Origin of the sequence: Jilunia laotingensis (genome assembly GCF_014385165.1) — a bacterium.
GTDB classification, from domain to species: domain Bacteria; phylum Bacteroidota; class Bacteroidia; order Bacteroidales; family Bacteroidaceae; genus Bacteroides; species Bacteroides laotingensis.
Map to the genome: position 1 here is coordinate 3116616 of NZ_JACRTF010000001.1, position 15971 is coordinate 3132586.

The 15971-nt window shown below is 41.1% G+C and carries 15 protein-coding genes; 9 read left to right on the forward strand and 6 right to left on the reverse strand.

All coding sequences use genetic code 11. The features are described from left to right. Window positions 1–410: 410 nt before the first annotated feature. On the reverse strand, window positions 411–2003 hold the full coding sequence (locus H8744_RS11855; RefSeq protein ID WP_262435027.1) for an ABC-F family ATP-binding cassette domain-containing protein: 1593 nt from the start codon (window positions 2001–2003) through the stop codon (window positions 411–413). A gap of 583 nt (window positions 2004–2586) precedes the next feature. Between H8744_RS11855 and H8744_RS11860 the strand changes: the two genes are divergently transcribed. Beyond that, complete coding sequence (locus H8744_RS11860; RefSeq protein WP_262435028.1) at window positions 2587–2874, forward strand: LysO family transporter; 288 nt, start codon at window positions 2587–2589, stop codon at window positions 2872–2874. Next, entirely contained in the window at window positions 2864–3484 is a 621-nt protein-coding gene (locus H8744_RS11865) for a LysO family transporter (protein WP_262435029.1), read from the forward strand. The genes H8744_RS11860 and H8744_RS11865 overlap by 11 nt, the downstream gene beginning before the upstream one ends. Before the next feature lie 13 nt (window positions 3485–3497). Here the strand turns inward: H8744_RS11865 and H8744_RS11870 are convergent, their stop codons facing one another. The 5 genes from H8744_RS11870 to H8744_RS11890 form a co-directional block, all read right to left on the reverse strand. Beyond that, window positions 3498–4007: a GNAT family N-acetyltransferase gene (locus H8744_RS11870; RefSeq protein ID WP_262435030.1), complete on the reverse strand. Its 510-nt coding sequence runs from the start codon at window positions 4005–4007 to the stop codon at window positions 3498–3500. A 56-nt stretch (window positions 4008–4063) separates the two neighbouring features. Beyond that, window positions 4064–5440 (reverse strand): FAD-dependent oxidoreductase, encoded by a 1377-nt coding sequence (locus H8744_RS11875; RefSeq protein WP_262435031.1) that lies wholly within the window; start codon window positions 5438–5440, stop codon window positions 4064–4066. A 72-nt stretch (window positions 5441–5512) separates the two neighbouring features. Then, window positions 5513–6097 carry a DUF417 family protein gene (locus tag H8744_RS11880; protein ID WP_262435032.1) on the reverse strand — a complete coding sequence of 195 codons (585 nt, stop codon included), beginning with the start codon at window positions 6095–6097 and terminating at the stop codon, window positions 5513–5515. An 88-nt stretch (window positions 6098–6185) separates the two neighbouring features. Next, a complete protein-coding gene (locus H8744_RS11885; protein WP_262435033.1) occupies window positions 6186–7025 on the reverse strand; it encodes an AraC family transcriptional regulator in 840 nt (279 codons plus the stop codon). A gap of 8 nt (window positions 7026–7033) precedes the next feature. Beyond that, on the reverse strand, window positions 7034–7513 hold the full coding sequence (locus H8744_RS11890) for a cytidine deaminase (protein ID WP_262435034.1): 480 nt from the start codon (window positions 7511–7513) through the stop codon (window positions 7034–7036). Window positions 7514–7628: 115 nt separating this feature from the next. Here H8744_RS11890 and H8744_RS11895 point away from each other — a divergent pair, with 115 nt between their 5' ends. The 7 genes from H8744_RS11895 (at window position 7629) to H8744_RS11925 (ending at window position 15929) form a co-directional block, all read left to right on the forward strand. Then, the gene (locus H8744_RS11895) at window positions 7629–8534 is read left to right on the forward strand and encodes a glucosaminidase domain-containing protein (RefSeq protein ID WP_262435035.1); all 906 of its coding nucleotides are present in this window, start codon (window positions 7629–7631) and stop codon (window positions 8532–8534) included. A gap of 176 nt (window positions 8535–8710) precedes the next feature. Beyond that, window positions 8711–9958, forward strand: coding sequence for an efflux RND transporter periplasmic adaptor subunit (locus tag H8744_RS11900; protein ID WP_262435036.1), 1248 nt, complete (start codon window positions 8711–8713; stop codon window positions 9956–9958). A gap of 100 nt (window positions 9959–10058) precedes the next feature. Then, window positions 10059–11363, forward strand: a complete 1305-nt coding sequence (locus H8744_RS11905) for an ABC transporter permease (protein WP_262435037.1) — start codon at window positions 10059–10061, stop codon at window positions 11361–11363. A gap of 12 nt (window positions 11364–11375) precedes the next feature. After that, on the forward strand, window positions 11376–12659 hold the full coding sequence (locus H8744_RS11910) for an ABC transporter permease (RefSeq protein ID WP_262435038.1): 1284 nt from the start codon (window positions 11376–11378) through the stop codon (window positions 12657–12659). 34 nt (window positions 12660–12693) lie between these two features. Next, the gene (locus tag H8744_RS11915) at window positions 12694–13359 is read left to right on the forward strand and encodes an ABC transporter ATP-binding protein (protein ID WP_262435039.1); all 666 of its coding nucleotides are present in this window, start codon (window positions 12694–12696) and stop codon (window positions 13357–13359) included. 20 nt (window positions 13360–13379) lie between these two features. Continuing rightward, complete coding sequence (locus tag H8744_RS11920; RefSeq protein WP_262435040.1) at window positions 13380–14672, forward strand: ABC transporter permease; 1293 nt, start codon at window positions 13380–13382, stop codon at window positions 14670–14672. A gap of 12 nt (window positions 14673–14684) precedes the next feature. Then, on the forward strand, window positions 14685–15929 hold the full coding sequence (locus H8744_RS11925; protein WP_262435041.1) for an ABC transporter permease: 1245 nt from the start codon (window positions 14685–14687) through the stop codon (window positions 15927–15929). Window positions 15930–15971 lie beyond the last annotated feature (42 nt).

Here is a 15971-nt window from a genome sequence, read left to right on the forward strand (position 1 = left end):
ATTATAGCATTAATGTGCTGCAAAGGTACAAATATATAAGGTGTTTCCCATAACTCTTCGTATAGAATGTTATAAACAAACGCATCGTTCGGTTTGAACCTGCTATGTTAAACATGGGGATGTAAAGCAGTGAAACACCCCCATGTTTGACTGCTTTACATGGGGGTGTTTCACTGCTTTACATCCCCATGTCTGACATGGTTCCTTTTGAAGTAAAGGTCGGTTTCCCGTAGTCTAATGGTGGCTAGGGTTTAATTAAACGGAACCGATATCATAAGAAAGCTATGGGCATTAATGTATAGTGTCCACAGCCTGTTTCAGGCAAGTGCCCCTGCCTTTTGGAATTTGATAAGCACTGTAACTATGAGAATAATATTCCGGATTCATAACAGCGGTCGGAGCTTATTTCTTTAGAGCTTGATGCTTCTTTCAATCCTTATTTCATTCACGAAATATCTATCGTGTGAAACCACTATTACCGTACCTGTATAATCTCTGATAGTTGCAGTGATTATTTCTATGCTTTGAATATCCAGGTTGTTAGTCGGTTCATCCAAAATGAATAAGTCAGGAGTATTGTCACTGATCATCAGACAACAGAAAGCGAGTCTCATTTTCTCTCCGCCGCTGAGTGCCCGGCACGATTTATTCCATGTTGGAGCCGGGAATAGGTAGCGGTTGAGGATAGTCTTTATTTCATGCTCCGGTAGATTCCTGTTGTTGAACGTTTCTGCTTGTTCCAGAATAGTAAGTCCGTTGTGTATGATGGAATATTCCTGATTGAGATAGATGTATTTGAACTCTGCACGTGATAATACTCCTTGTGAAGGCATAATTTCACCTGTGATTAGTTTCAGTAAAGTGGTTTTACCGCAACCATTAGATCCTTCTATCTGGAGGCGTTCACCACTTTTCAGTTGAAAACTGACGGGTACTTTCCATAATTCATCTTTATTCTCATAACCGAAATTAATAGCAGTTGCCGTAATCAGGATTTTTCCGGTGTGCAATCCCGAAGCATTGAAATTTGTCTTAAGCACCGCTGTAGATGAAAGATTGCTGCGGATTCGTGTCATGTCATCGGCAAGTTTTTCTGACTTTTCCATATGGATATCTTTCAGCTTTGCCGTACTGTTTTCGGCTTTATTTTTCAGGTTGTTGATTACTATGCGGGGGAGCCCCTTTTTGTTGATACCTTTTTCTGCTCGAACATTTTGTTTCTCTTTTCGCTCGGCTACTTCCCGCGCTAACTTTTTGGTAACACGTAGTTCTTTTTCTTTCTCTTCCAATTGTTGTAGAAGTGCTTTTTGGAGAATAGTTTTCTGCTCTTTATAAAACTCATAATTTCCACCATACGTATTGATGCCATTAGGCGTAAGTTCGCAAGTGGTGTTCAACAGATTGAGCAGTGTCCGGTCATGACTGATGATGAGCAAGGTCGCACCGGTTCGTTGGATGAAATCATAGAGCCGGTTTCTGCCGGATGTATCCAGATGATTGGTCGGTTCATCCAAGAGGATGTTAGAAGGAGCGATGATGTCCATTCCTGCAAGAAACACCCGTGTCTTTTCTCCGCTGCTTAATTCATCCATGGGTTGGGAGGGACATTTTTCCCCCAACCCCCACGAGGCAAGTGCGGTCTTTATGCGCTCTTCAATATTCCAATCGTCGTTCAGAATATTGAAATTCTCAATTGATGCGTCTCCGTTTAGGATGGCGTGAAGTGCTTTAATTTTATGATCTACACGTAAAGCTTGTGCAATGCTTTGACCGTCATATTGTCCGAGATGTTGCGGAATATAATACAATGGGCCCGTAGCTACTACCGTACCTGCGGATGGAGATAGTTGCCCTGCGATGATTTGCATCAGGGTTGATTTTCCCGAACCGTTATTACCTGTTAGTGCAATCTTCTGTCCTTTGTTTATGTACAGGTTAAGGTTTTTGAACAGGACTTCTTTATCCGGGTGTATGTATTCGATTTGCTGGATGGATATAGTCATGCTAACTATTGGTTTGAAAGTTGAAAACTTGGGGGATATAAAACACAAATTGAGGTGAAGGACAAACACAATAGTGGCTAAACATTCACGTTTGTGATGCTCAGCGATGATAAGAAGATAGCATATTAAAAGTGATGTTTACCGAAATGTATTGTCTTATTGGAATATTCTCATCGGAATGGTCTATTTGATTTCAACGGCAAAGGTAGAACAATAATCGGAATTAGCAAAGCAAAACTAATGGACGTGGGAGTAATTCTTTAATATATGAATATTTATTTGGAAAATATGCGCAATAGTGCTATCTTTGCAGCGCAAATTAAAGAATGATATGAACCGATTGTTTACTCCGACATATAGTGTGTGCAATGTTGCATGGGGACGTTTGACCTTGTGCGGTCACTTCATTGTACATGTACATTGGTTCAGTGGTTTTGTTTGAATTTTCTTCCTTTCTTTTCCTGCTTTAGCTCTTCTTTTTTTCATTTTAATCGGATGAAAACTGTGAGAGGTGCAAATGGATGGTTTCTACACCGACAGTCCATTAATTAACCTATTATCCAACTTATAATCGTTTATAGTTATGTTTTCTATAATATCTGTCATGTTTGCCGGTATTGGCATCGGATACGTATTGCGCAATTTGAAGTTCTTGCAAAAGGTCGAAAAGACCACGTCCGTTACTATTTTTCTTTTACTTTTTGTATTGGGGGTCTCGATCGGCTCCAATAGTTTAATCATTAATAATTTGGGTAAGTTCGGTAGTCAGGCTATTATTTTGGCCTCATTGAGTATCTTCGGCAGCATGTTGGCTTCGCTGGTTGTGTTCCGTTTGTTCTTTAAGAAAGGAGGGGATAGTCATGAAGGGTAGTTTGATTGTTGTCGCATTCTTCTGCGTGGGGTGTTTGGTCGGAATCTTTAATGACTTCCAGTTTAACATGCATGATCTGTCCATGTACATACTTTATGCGTTGATGTTGCAGGTAGGCATTGGTATCGGGAGTAACAAGAATCTGAAAGGTTTGATAAAAAACTTACGTTTCAGTATGTTGCTGGTGCCTTTGGCTACTATTGTCGGGACATTAACCTTTTCGGCTTTAGCCAGTTTGGTGTTGAGCCAGTGGAGTGTTTTCGATTGTATGGCAGTAGGAAGCGGTTTTGCTTATTATTCCCTCTCTTCCATACTGATCACACAGTTCAAGGAGGCATCAATAGGTTTACAATTGGCTACAGAATTGGGAACGATTGCCTTACTCGCGAACATATTCCGCGAAATGATTGCTTTGCTCGGGCTACCGTATATCCGTAAATACTTCGGAAAATTAGCACCGATCTCTGCCGCAGGAGTCAACTCGATGGATGTTCTATTACCTTCCATAACGCTGTGTTCGGGGAAGGAGATGATCCCGGTTGCTATCTTCCACGGAATTCTGATTGATATGAGTGTTCCGTTCTTTGTCTCTTTGTTTTGCAGTATGTAGAAATTACAGCCGGTTATAATAGCTTTTCATAAGCCATGCGTGAGCCTCTTTTGTAGATAACTTCTCCACAATGCGTGAATCCTAGTCTGTCGAGCATCTTGTGCATGTAAAAATTGTCGAAGTTGGTATCTACTTTGAAGCTATGCACGCCCTTTTCTAAAGCGAGTAGTTCTACTTTTTGCATGAAGAGGGTGGCGATACCTTGTTGTTTCATTTCATCGGCAACGGCAAGGCGATGGACAACTACATAGGATTGTACACTCAGCCATTCGCCTTCTATACATTCATACGCTGGTTCTCCATCGAAAACAACGGCCCCGTAAGCTATTGGGATATTCTTATGACACAACACATAAGCATATCCTTGATCGATGTCGTTGGTGATGTTTTGGGGTGCGGGATAGGTTTCGTCCCACTGTTGTTTATTCTGGCGGAGCATTTGCGCTTTGGCTTGCAATATAATTTCCCAAATTCTTGCGGTATCTGTATCTTTGGCTGGTCTGAACTCGAAAGTAGTACTCATGATTTCATAATTTGCAGGCAAAGATACAGATTCCGCGTGAATTCTGCAATCAGCCGTTAATCGAATGTGAAGAGGCGATTTAATACTTCACTCATACTCGGATGGGTAAAGATAAAGTCGCGTAGGAAAGTATAGTGCTGACCGGTCTTCATGGCAACATTGACGATATTGATAATCTCGGAAGCATCGGCACAAAACAGCGTGCATCCCATGATTTTTCCAGTATGCGAATCAATGATGGCTTTCAGTAAACCGTCCGTCTGTTGCAAAGTGCGTGAACGGGCAACTGCCGTGGCTGGTAAACGAGATACTTTGAAGGAATATCCTCTCTTAAGGGCTTCGCTTTCCGTCAGTCCTACATGAGCCAGAGGAGGGTCGATAAACACAGCATAGGCTATCGGATTACGATCGTCTGTAGTACGTTCTTTATCACCGAATAGTTTGTTACGGATGATTCGGTAATCATCTAAAGAGACATAGGTAAACTGCGGACCGCCTTTAACATCCCCCATCGCCCAGATATGCGGGTTGGTGGTATGCAGATGTACATCGGTTATAATTGCTCCGTGTGCATCTACCTTTACATCTGCTACTTGCAGGTTCAGCCCTTCGATCATAGGTTTTCTGCCGGTTGCAATCAGGATCGCATCTCCTTCGACAAAGTATGGAGTGCCGTCCGAAGCATCGGTATATGCAACGGTTACACCATCCGGAGTATCATGTACCGATTGTGCCCGTACATTGAAACGAGTTTCGATGCCTTTCGTTTCGAATACTTTGAGTACACTATCGGCTATGTCACGATCCATTTCCGGCATGAAAAGCCTTCCTCCTTCCAATATTGTGACTTTACTTCCGAAGCCAGCATACATGGATGCAAATTCCAGTCCGATATATCCTCCCCCGATGATGATCAGGTGTTTCGGAAGCATATCCAGATCGAGTATCGTAGAACTGGTATAAACGTTCTTGCTATCACGAAGACCGTCAATGGCAGGAATGATACTTGTAGAGCCGGTATTGATAAAAATCTCCTTGCCTTGTAACTCGATTTCTTCATCGGGAAGTTTGACTTTTACTGTATTGGGCGATGTAAACGAAGCTGTTCCCGTGTAAATGGTCACGTTAGATTGGTTGGCAAGCTCATCGTAATTCGTATCTCTAAGATAAGATGTTAGCCTGTCCTTTCGGCCAATTGCTAATTTGTAGAAGTTGCTTTGTTTCTTGAAATCTCCCTGATACATTAAAGTCGACATCTCCGCTTCGTGTATCAATGCTTTAGTTGGTATACAAGCTACGTTAATGCACGCACCTCCGTACATCTTTTCGGAACGTTCGATAAGGGCAACTTTCCAGTTGCGGTTGGATAGTTCGGCTGCCAATGTTTTTCCACCTTTGCCGAACCCGATTATAATTGCATCATATTGTTTCATATGCTTTGTTTTTTTAAAAGGTTAGGTTTCTAATAAGGAGAATAACATTGGCATAGAGGGATTTGTTCCTTGCTATTTTCGGGAGGTCATCGATTTTAATACCTTTTGTGAAGAATCGGAAAGTAAAACGACTGCGCTTGCCAATATCACGATATCTTTAATTACCAACCGGCCAGCACCTGACAATAGTGGGAAACCGAATTCATCACCTCCCAGATTAGGTACCCATACTTCGGGAGTGGTGATAAGGAAAGATAAAGTTCCTAACGTCATTATAATGGCGAGTGTATCACCGGCAAGTCCCACTTTCGGGAAGAAAATCCCTAGGAACACGAGGATACCGATACTCATGATGAGCGCTCCTAGACCATACGAGAAAGCGTATGTGTTGTTAGCCTCGTGCCATTCCCGGTTTTCGGGAACATATGCTCCTTCCGGATTTTTGTGTTCTTTATATTCAGGTGCGCCTTTGGCGTAGAAGAAACTCATGAACGGACTGTTGGCAACGAAAGGTACGATGCCATCAGCTTCGTAGTGCCAGTATTTCAGTCCACCGATCCAGACGAATACTACGAGGATTGCTACACGGATAAACTTAATACCGAAACCTTTGAGACCTGATGTAAAGGTGAGAATTGTGATTAATTTTTCTTTCATTGCTATAACTTTTTATGGATTTAACTTTCTGATGCAAAGATCATCGTTTTTCCATTCACCGGAAATAGCAATTTGACCGGATCAGTTATCAATTCTTCCCTTCGGCCTCGTTTCGGAACTGGACAGTACTTTGTCCCGTCATGTTTTTAAAGAATCGGCTGAAAGATGATTGGTCTTCAAATCCCAGTAGATCGGCAATCTCTTTCGAACTTTTAGTGCTATAGAGCAACAGGCGTTTAGCTTCTGCTTCCACCCGTTCATGAATGACCCGCAAGGGAGAGGGTAGTTTGCAGGTAGAGAATATATTCGATAGTGTTTTAGGAGATTTATGCAAAAGGTCGGCATAGTCCTGTACCTGCTTTTTTTCCCGGAAGTGGGTATCGACCAAGATATAGAATTGGCGGATTACTTCGAAAGTGTATTCTTTCTCTTGTGTGATGTTGAGTCGACGACGAGCTATACGGGTAGCCTGGATAATGAAACGTTTGAGCTGAATCCTCAGCATCTCTTCTTGCAGACTGTCCGATACGGTAAATTCCCTTTTCAGTGCTTCAACGATTTCATTCAAAATCTTTTGTTCTTCTTCATCCAATATGAAGCGGATGACATTTGAAGAACCATTGAAAAGAAATCCGCTACAGGAAACTTCATGGTCATTGCCATAGATGCAATAGAAGTTTCCATTAAACAATAGCGTCAAGTATTCACCGTCGATCGATTTAAACTCCAGATGTTGAAGATTTGTCAGGGAGATCACTTCGTTTTTAGCCAAAGGCACCTCCTGATGGTCGATTTCTAGTGTAATGTTCCCTTCCCTTACCCAGATAAATCTGTAAAGGCTCTTTTCTGTTTGCAGGCTTTCGTCTGCATGGTAGGCATCGGTTAGCACGAGCCTACCCTTTAGCTTAGTAGTATATTCGTGTTTCATCCTATTTTTTATTCCATTGCCGAAGCATCAAATGAAAGTGGTAGTAAGTCGCAGATGCTCTTTACTTCGTATATCTCTTTTTTTCCGTAGAGTAAGATACGGATGGGTTGCTTATAGCGTTTTTCAGTTTCCAGAATCACTTGACGACAGGCACCGCAAGGGGGAATAGGCAAATCGATGAAATCCTTTTCGGTACGGGCGGCGATGGCGAGAGTCATTACCGGTTGGTCGGGATACTGGGAGTTGGCATAAAACAATGTGATACGTTCGGCACATAGCCCTGATGGATAAGCGGCATTCTCCTGATTCGTTCCGGTTATTACGATGCCATTGGCAAGCAGAGCCGCAGCGCCTACGGAAAAGCGGGAATACGGGGCATAACTACGTACTGTAGCATCCATGGCGGTTTTCATCAAGTTTTGGTCGGTAGGACTAAGCTCGTCGAACTGATATACTTTGATAATGGAGGTCAGGATTAAGTCTTTCATAACTCTATCAAGGGCTTATGTTTTACAATTAATGTTACAAAGTTAGGAAAGAGATTGATAATCCCAATTATTTTTATGATTTTTGTGCCAATTAACTCATATTACCGATTATATAATGGATAATAGACTATTCAAACTGATCGCGCTTACCGTTGTGCTGATATCCTCTGTGAGTGCGCAAGCGCAGCGCCGGAATTCACGTTATGTAGACTATATAAATAAGTATAAAGACCTTGCTATCGAACAGATGAAGGTACATAAAATTCCGGCTAGTATCACATTGGCGCAAGGTTTGCTTGAAAGTGGTGCGGGGATGAGTGAACTGGCGCGTAAAAGTAACAATCACTTCGGTATAAAATGCGGAGGAAACTGGAGGGGACGTACGGTACGTCATGACGATGATGCCCGCAATGAATGTTTCCGGGCTTATAAAAGTCCCAAGGATTCTTATGATGACCACTCGCAGTTTCTGACCAAGGGGGCACGCTATGCATTCCTTTTCAAATTGGAAATCCGGGACTATAAAGGTTGGGCTCGCGGACTGAAAAAGGCAGGATATGCTACCGACCCTTCGTATGCCAATCGTTTGATAACGATTATCGAAGATTATGATTTATACAAGTATGATGCGAAAGGTGTATATTCGAAACGTAAGTTGCGCAAGCATCCTTGGTTGCTAAATCCGCATCCGGTTTACATTGCCAATGAAATTGCCTACGTGGTGGCTCGTGACGGAGATACTTTCCAGGAATTGGGAGATGAATTCCACATCAGTTGGAAGAAGCTGGTGAAATACAATGACCTTCACCGTGATTATGAATTGACCCAGGGAGATATTATTTATCTGAAAGCTAAGAAGAAGAAAGCACCGAAACAGTATAATGTATATATCGTGAAGGACGGGGATTCTATGCATACAATTTCTCAGAAGTATGGTATCCGATTAAAGAATCTATATAAGATGAACCGGAAGGACGGTGATTATATCCCCGAAGTGGGAGACAGGCTCAGGTTGAGATAGCATGAGGTTTGAAGTAAAATACTTCATGGCGATAGTTTATCGACAATCTAAATTCGTACAGGGTGTTCGGAAACGAACACCCTGCTTTTTCTTCTTACTCCTTGTTTTCAATGAATTAAGACTTTGGCATGGTATTGGTATCTCTGATTATAGTTTATAATTCGTAATAATACATCATGGACAGAGAAATTCCAAAAGAGACACGCAACAAGGAGCGTAATAAAAAGGTTATCCGTTTTTCGGCTATCGGTGTCATCAGTATCGTAATGATCAGTGTGCTTATTTCATTGATGAGGACTGGGGTACAAAAGAAAGATTTAGTATTGTCTACCGTAGACCAAGGTACGATTGAAGTTAGCGTCAGCGCTTCCGGCAAAGTAGCACCGGCTTTTGAAGAGATTATCAATTCTCCGATCAATAGCCGTATTGTAGAAGTGTATCGCCGTGGTGGTGATAGTGTGGAAGTTGGTACTCCGATCTTAAAACTTGACTTGCAAAGTACGGAAACAGAATACAAGAAGTTATTGGACGAGGAACAGATGAGGCGATATAAATTAGACCAGCTTCGCGTTAACAACCAGACTAAACTTTCGGATATGGCTATGCAGATAAAAATATCTGCCATGAAATTGAACCGTATGAAGGTTGAATTACGGAATGAACATTATCTGGATAGCCTTGGTGCCGGTACGACTGATAAAGTACGGCAAGCTGAACTTAGTTATAACGTGGCACAATTGGAATATGAGCAACTCAAACAACAATATAATAATGAAAAAGAGGTTGCTGCTGCTGAACTACAAGTGCAGGAACTCGATTTCAACATCTTCCGGAAAAGTCTTGCGGAGATGAAACGTACATTGGACGATGCGCAGATACGTTCACCGCGTAAGGCCATTCTTACTTATATTAATAACCAAGTGGGTGCCCAGGTTCCCCAAGGCGGACAGGTTGCCATTATTTCCGATCTGAGTCATTTCAAGGTGGAAGGCGAAATTGCCGACACCTATGGGGATCGGGTTGCTGCCGGTGGCAAAGCTATAGTCAAAGTTGGGAGTGAGAAATTGGAAGGTGTGATCAGTAGTGTGACACCGTTATCTAAGAATGGAGTTATCTCTTTTTCCGTGCAATTGGTTGATGATAATAATAAGCGTTTACGTTCAGGCTTGAAGACGGATGTATATGTGATGAATGCGGTAAAAGAAGATGTGATGCGTATTGCCAATGCATCTTACTATGTGGGACGTGGCGAATACGAACTGTTTGTGATGACTTCTGACGATGAAATAGTAAAACGAAAAGTACAGCTTGGCGATTCCAACTTTGAATTCGTGGAGGTCATCAGTGGTCTTCAACCGGGAGATAGAATCGTGGTCAGCGATATGAGCCAGTATCGGAATAAGACTAAACTGAAGGTAAAATAATCCTTTCTCTCTCATTATATTTTTCTCAACGCAACCGTTCCTTTTTAAGGAAAGGAACGGTTGCAATATACAAACCTCACCTAATAGAAACATTTTTTGTATGATAAAACTTTATATCAAACAGGCTTGGCATATGCTGAAGGAGGAGAAACTTTTTAGCGTGCTTTATGTGGTAGGAACAGCGCTTGCTATTACCATGACGATGATTATTTCTATTATGTATTACATACGTTTAGCTCCGGTTTACCCGGAGACGGGACGTAATCTTACATTAGTTGTTAAGTCAGGAAGTCTTGTATCGGAAAGTGGGCAAAGTTCTTCAGCGATCAGTTACAACATTCTCAATGAATGGCTTTATCCCCTTAAAGGAGTGGAAGCAGTTACCGGTACGTTTGGAGAGCCTTCGGATGAGGACGATTTTGTTCAACCGGCTGATGGAGGGGAAGAAATTCCTGCTTTTGTGAGATATACGGATGAGAATTTCTTTCGCGTATTTACATTTACTTTTCTGGATGGATCTCCTTTTTCGAAAGCCGATCGTCTAAGTGGTCTACAGAAAGCGGTTATATCAGATGACTTTGCTAGGCAATTATTTGGTTCTGCCGAAAATGTGGTTGGGAAACATATTTCGTTGAACTTTACAGATGTTCAGATTGTAGGAGTAGTAAAGGGAGCAAGTTTCCTCACCCCTGTTTCTTATGCACAATTATATTTACCATATACTACTGTGGATGGCTATGAAAAAAGTTGGTCATGGCCTTTAGGTTATTACGAAGCTTATATCAAAGTCAAAGATCGTGCTAATATAGCATTGGTAAAAGAGCAGGTACATGAGTTAGTACGTAAATATAACACTTCTGGAAAAAACAGTGACGGTCATTTAGATATTCAGGATCAACCGGAAATGTATTGGCAAAGTACTTTTCATGTATGGAGTAATGTAGGTGTGGATTGGACTACTGTAATGACTTATTTTGTACTCATATTCATGGTTTTACTTTTTGTTCCTGCGCTTAATTTGAGTGGTATGATTTCTCATCGTATGGAGTGCCGATTACCCGAGATGGGGGTTCGTAAAGCATTTGGGGCCAATCGTCGGGGCCTATTGGGACAAGTGATGTGGGAAAATCTGTTATTATCTCTTTTGGGTGGTTTGCTGGGGTTGGTTTTGGCCTGGTTATCCCTCTATTTTTCGGGTGGTGCAGTTTTTAGTATGTTGGATACTTTTCCCGATCCTCTTCCGGAAGGAATAAAAGTATCGTATGGTGTAGATATGTTGTTTGCTCCAATGGTATTTGTTGTTGCTCTGCTTTTTTGTATCGCTATGAATCTATTGTCAGCGTTGATACCGGCCATCCGTTCGTTGCGTAAGAATATAGTGTATTCATTAAATGAAAAAAGATAGGAGGAGAGACATATGATACGATTGATTTTAAAGAATCTTTGGGCGCGCCGCCGCCGTAATATTTGGTTATTTGGTGAACTTATTCTGGTAAGTATACTGACTTGGATTATGGTAGATCCGATGGTTGTGATGACATATAATCGAAATCTACCTTTAGGATACGATACTAATGGATTGTATATGCTTAATCTTGGAACTATCCCATTACAGTCTGCGGATGATGATGAAGAGGAAGACGATTCCATACATAGGATGAATAATCTTTTTCGCATTTTAGATGACGTACGTCGTTATGAAGGAGTTCAAAGTGCCACTCCGGTTGTTAGCTTTTCTTATCCTAATTCTCCAGGTACATATGGAAACACACTTAAATATGATTCATTATCGGTTGGGGTACGAGGAATGTTTTTTCTACCGCATACCTGTTTTTTTGAGACTTATGGAATTAAGGGGTTAGGAGGCCATACAGCACGGCAACTGGATGAAAGGGATTATGAACAAAATGATATAATTTGTACGCAGAATATGTCGGACCAATTTTTCCCGGGTATGGAACTTACTGGAAAGAAATTATATTCAAGTTACATTAGTGATACTATTCCTTATCGAGTAGTAGGAGTGGTAGATAATATACGGTATCGTTCTTTTGAACAACCTCTTCCTGTATTCTTTAAAGTTATGGATGCTGACGATGATGATAACGATCCTGCTGATTCTAAGATCGTGTTTCGTTTGCAAGAGGGTATTTCAGAGAGTCGTTTTCTCCATGAATTCCGGTCTTATATGACTACACATTTAAAATTTGGCAATCTGTTTGTACGAAGTGTCGTTTCGTATGACGATCATATTAAAGACATGGAATATGGCTATGGAGTGACCAATACTTATCGGATGAATACGGTACTTTGCTTATTTTTCCTCATTAACTTGGTACTTGGTGTCACCGGAACATTTTGGTTACAGACCAGAAGCCGTTGTGAAGAAGTAGGAGTAATGTTGTCTTATGGTGCTAATCCATCGCATATTATACGCATGTTATTAGGGGAAGGGGCTGTATTGGCTACTATAGCTGTAGTTATCGGTTGTTTCATTTATTTGCAATACGGACTTTCAGAAGGATTATATACGATGGGAGAACCTTTTGGGAATTACTGGATAAATGATTTTACTTATCATTTTGTGGCTGTTTCTGTGATTGTTTATATTGTCATCGTGGCAGTAGTTTTGTTGGGAGTATATATTCCGGCTCGGAAAATCAGCCGGATATTACCAACCGAAGCATTGCGAGATGAATAAGAGATAATAAAATAAATTTAAATAAAAACTGATTATGATTAAGTTAACTGCTATTGACAAGATTTATCGGACAAATGAGATCGAGACGGTTGCGCTTGAAAACGTAAACCTTGAGGTAAATAGGGGAGAATTCCTAAGTATTATGGGACCGTCAGGTTGCGGTAAATCCACGTTATTGAATATTATCGGATTACTTGACGCACCTACCAGTGGTACTATTGAAATAGACGGTACTCGTACGGAAGGAATGAAAGACAAAGAACTTGCGGCCTTCCGTAATCAAAAGTTGGGTTTTGTTTTCCAGTCTTTCCATCTGATTAATTCATTAAACGTATTAGATAATGTTGAATTGCCTTTATTATATAGAAAGGTGTCAGCCAAAGAACGTCGTCGTTTGGCTGAGGAGGTTTTGCAGAAAGTAGGATTGAGTCACCGTATGCGTCATATGCCGACACAGCTTTCGGGTGGTCAGTGTCAGCGCGTAGCCATTGCAAGAGCTATTGTTGGCAATCCTGAAATAATACTTGCCGATGAACCTACTGGTAATCTGGATTCTAAAATGGGGACTGAAGTAATGGAACTTTTACACCGGCTGAATAAAGAAGATGGTCGTACAATAGTGATGGTGACACATAATGAAGAACAAGCCAGACAAACATCCCGTACTGTGCGTTTTTTTGACGGTCGTCAGGTGGAATGAGTAATAATAAGTATATTAACATGATCAAGCAATATTTTAAACAAGCATTAGCGCAATTACGTCAACAACCCGTTATTAGTTTCGTCAGCGTGTTGGGGACAGCTCTTGCTATATTCCTTATAATGCTGGTGGTAATGATACAACAGGTGAAAGTGGCTCCTTTCTCACCGGAAAGTAATCGTGACCGTTTTTTACATGTGCGGTTCATGAGCATTGCCAACAAAAGCTGGGGAGATGGTACCAGTAACGGTCCTATGAGTGTCCAAACAGCCAAAGCCTGTTTCAAATCTCTTACTTTGCCTGAAGCAGTTACCATCTATAGCATTGCGGCAATTACTACACCGGCATCAATTCCCAATGCTCCTGCGGTAAGTATAGATTTACGGCAGACCGATGACACTTTTTGGACGGTATTTGATTTTATTTTTGTGAATGGTAAACCTTATGATGAGGCTACATTTAATTCAGGACTTCCGGTTGCTGTAATTACGGAGAGTGTTGCTAGGGCCTTGTTTGGCAGTACTGAAGTTTCGGGACGTTCATTTTTACTTAATCACGCTCCTTACACGGTGGCAGGTGTTGTGAAAGATGTTTCTACATTAGCTTCATCTGCTTATGGACAAGTGTGGATACCTTATACCTCTACAAATATGGCTACAGACACTTGGAGTGATAATCACATGGGTATGATGAGTGTTACAATTCTGGCTCGTAATAACAGTGATTTCACTGCTATTCATGACGAATGTGAAAAGGCTCGACAGCAATATAATAAGATTTTGAATGATAATGGTTATGAGCTAATATACCGGAATCGGCCTTACGACCAGGAAAAGCAGGCCATTGACTTTGCAGCTAACTTAGAACCGGATGTCAAGGCTGAACGTAGACAACGGATTATTATTTTTGTAATTCTTTTATTAGTGCCGGCTATCAATCTCAGCAGTATGACACAAAGTCGATTGCGACAACGTGTATCTGAAATAGGGGTACGTCGCGCTTTTGGAAGTACCCGTATGGAGATGATGGGGCAGATAATCATGGAAAATCTGATAGTAACAGTGTTAGCGGGGATGATAGGATTATTGTTCAGTGTACTGTTTGCTTATATAGGGAATAGTTTACTTTTTGCTCAGGCATATAGTCTTACACTTAATACACCGGAAGTCAGTACTTCCATTTTGTTGCACCCTTCAACCTTTATGTATGCATTGCTTTTCTGCTTTATACTTAACCTGTTAAGTAGTGGTATCCCCGCTTGGAGAGCATCTCGTACAAGTATCGTAAACGCTTTGGGAGGTAAGACCCACTAAACTGAATATACAATGAATAAGAAACTATTTACACAGATAAAAAACGAATGGCACTCTAATCTATGGATATCCATTGAGTTGTTATTAGTAAGTGTGGTGATGTGGTACGTTGTGGATTATATTTATGTACAATACAGAGTATATACAGAACCGCATGGATTCGATATTTCTCATTGTTACCTGATAAACATGGGGGAACTTACTGATAAAAGTCCTGATTTTATACCTAATGATTCGTTAATGGCTGAAGAGATCAATGAGCTATTCAACCGAATCGCTCACAGACCGGAAATAGAGGCTGCGAGTTTGTCGCAGAGTTCTCATCCTTATAATCGTAGCAATAGTGGGATTGATGTGCGGTATGATACTTTGCACTCTTATAATTATGTGGTTCGTCGTTATGTTACCCCTGATTTTATTCGGGTATTCCGCTATCAGGGAGCCCGTGGTGAGACTCCTGAACAATTGGCTGAGATGCTGAAAGATGATAGGAATATTTTGGTATCGAATAATCTGTTTAAGGAGAAATATGGAATCGATCTGACATCACTGGTGGGAAAACAATTTTGCCTGTATGGGGATACGACAAACACTTTCCGTTTGGCTGCTTCATTACAACCGGTTCGTTATTCGGATCATGAACAGGCTTTTGATTCTTATTGCGTGTTGCACAATCTTTCACATGATTCGTATGATATCCATCTGGAGTTATGCGTTCGTGTAAAAGAGGATCAAGATGTCGATTTTATTAACCGATTGAAAGCGGATAGTGAGAAACAGTTGCGGGTGGGGAATGTCTTTATTGCTGATATTCGTTCATTTGCCGATATCCGTCGTAATTTTGAACAAGAGTCGCGAAATAACCTCCGTAATTATATATTCGGTATGGCTTTTCTTTTACTGAATATTTTTTTAGGATTATTGGGCACTTTCTGGTTCCGTACACAGCAACGCCGTGGTGAGATTGCTTTGTACAAGGCATTGGGAGGTACGAACAAAACTGTTTTTTACCGTTTGCTGACCGAAGGAGTTTTGCTACTTGTTTTGGCTACTATACCAGCGGTCATTATTGACTGGAATCTGGCATATGCCGAGTTTAATGTCAGGATGAACAATACTACCCTTGAGATAGGACGTTTCATAATAACGTCTGTTACGTCCTTTATTCTTATCCTGTTGATGATTATTATCGGGATTGGCATTCCGGCACGCAAGGCTATGAAGATTCAGCCAGCCGAAGCTCTGCGTGAAGAATAGAAAATAATAATTATATTTCTGCGTTGTTTCTCAGTATTATAG

Coding starts and splice junctions, on each gene's coding strand:
- H8744_RS11910 (WP_262435038.1), top strand. CDS start 11,376: ATGATACGATTGATTTTAAAGAATCTTTGGGCGCGCCGCCGCCGTAAT.
- H8744_RS11880 (WP_262435032.1), bottom strand. CDS start 6,097: ATGAAAGAAAAATTAATCACAATTCTCACCTTTACATCAGGTCTCAAA.
- H8744_RS11865 (WP_262435029.1), top strand. CDS start 2,864: ATGAAGGGTAGTTTGATTGTTGTCGCATTCTTCTGCGTGGGGTGTTTG.
- H8744_RS11890 (WP_262435034.1), bottom strand. CDS start 7,513: ATGAAAGACTTAATCCTGACCTCCATTATCAAAGTATATCAGTTCGAC.
- H8744_RS11920 (WP_262435040.1), top strand. CDS start 13,380: ATGATCAAGCAATATTTTAAACAAGCATTAGCGCAATTACGTCAACAA.
- H8744_RS11895 (WP_262435035.1), top strand. CDS start 7,629: ATGGATAATAGACTATTCAAACTGATCGCGCTTACCGTTGTGCTGATA.
- H8744_RS11905 (WP_262435037.1), top strand. CDS start 10,059: ATGATAAAACTTTATATCAAACAGGCTTGGCATATGCTGAAGGAGGAG.
- H8744_RS11900 (WP_262435036.1), top strand. CDS start 8,711: ATGGACAGAGAAATTCCAAAAGAGACACGCAACAAGGAGCGTAATAAA.
- H8744_RS11925 (WP_262435041.1), top strand. CDS start 14,685: ATGAATAAGAAACTATTTACACAGATAAAAAACGAATGGCACTCTAAT.
- H8744_RS11885 (WP_262435033.1), bottom strand. CDS start 7,025: ATGAAACACGAATATACTACTAAGCTAAAGGGTAGGCTCGTGCTAACC.
- H8744_RS11915 (WP_262435039.1), top strand. CDS start 12,694: ATGATTAAGTTAACTGCTATTGACAAGATTTATCGGACAAATGAGATC.
- H8744_RS11875 (WP_262435031.1), bottom strand. CDS start 5,440: ATGAAACAATATGATGCAATTATAATCGGGTTCGGCAAAGGTGGAAAA.
- H8744_RS11855 (WP_262435027.1), bottom strand. CDS start 2,003: ATGACTATATCCATCCAGCAAATCGAATACATACACCCGGATAAAGAA.
- H8744_RS11860 (WP_262435028.1), top strand. CDS start 2,587: ATGTTTTCTATAATATCTGTCATGTTTGCCGGTATTGGCATCGGATAC.
- H8744_RS11870 (WP_262435030.1), bottom strand. CDS start 4,007: ATGAGTACTACTTTCGAGTTCAGACCAGCCAAAGATACAGATACCGCA.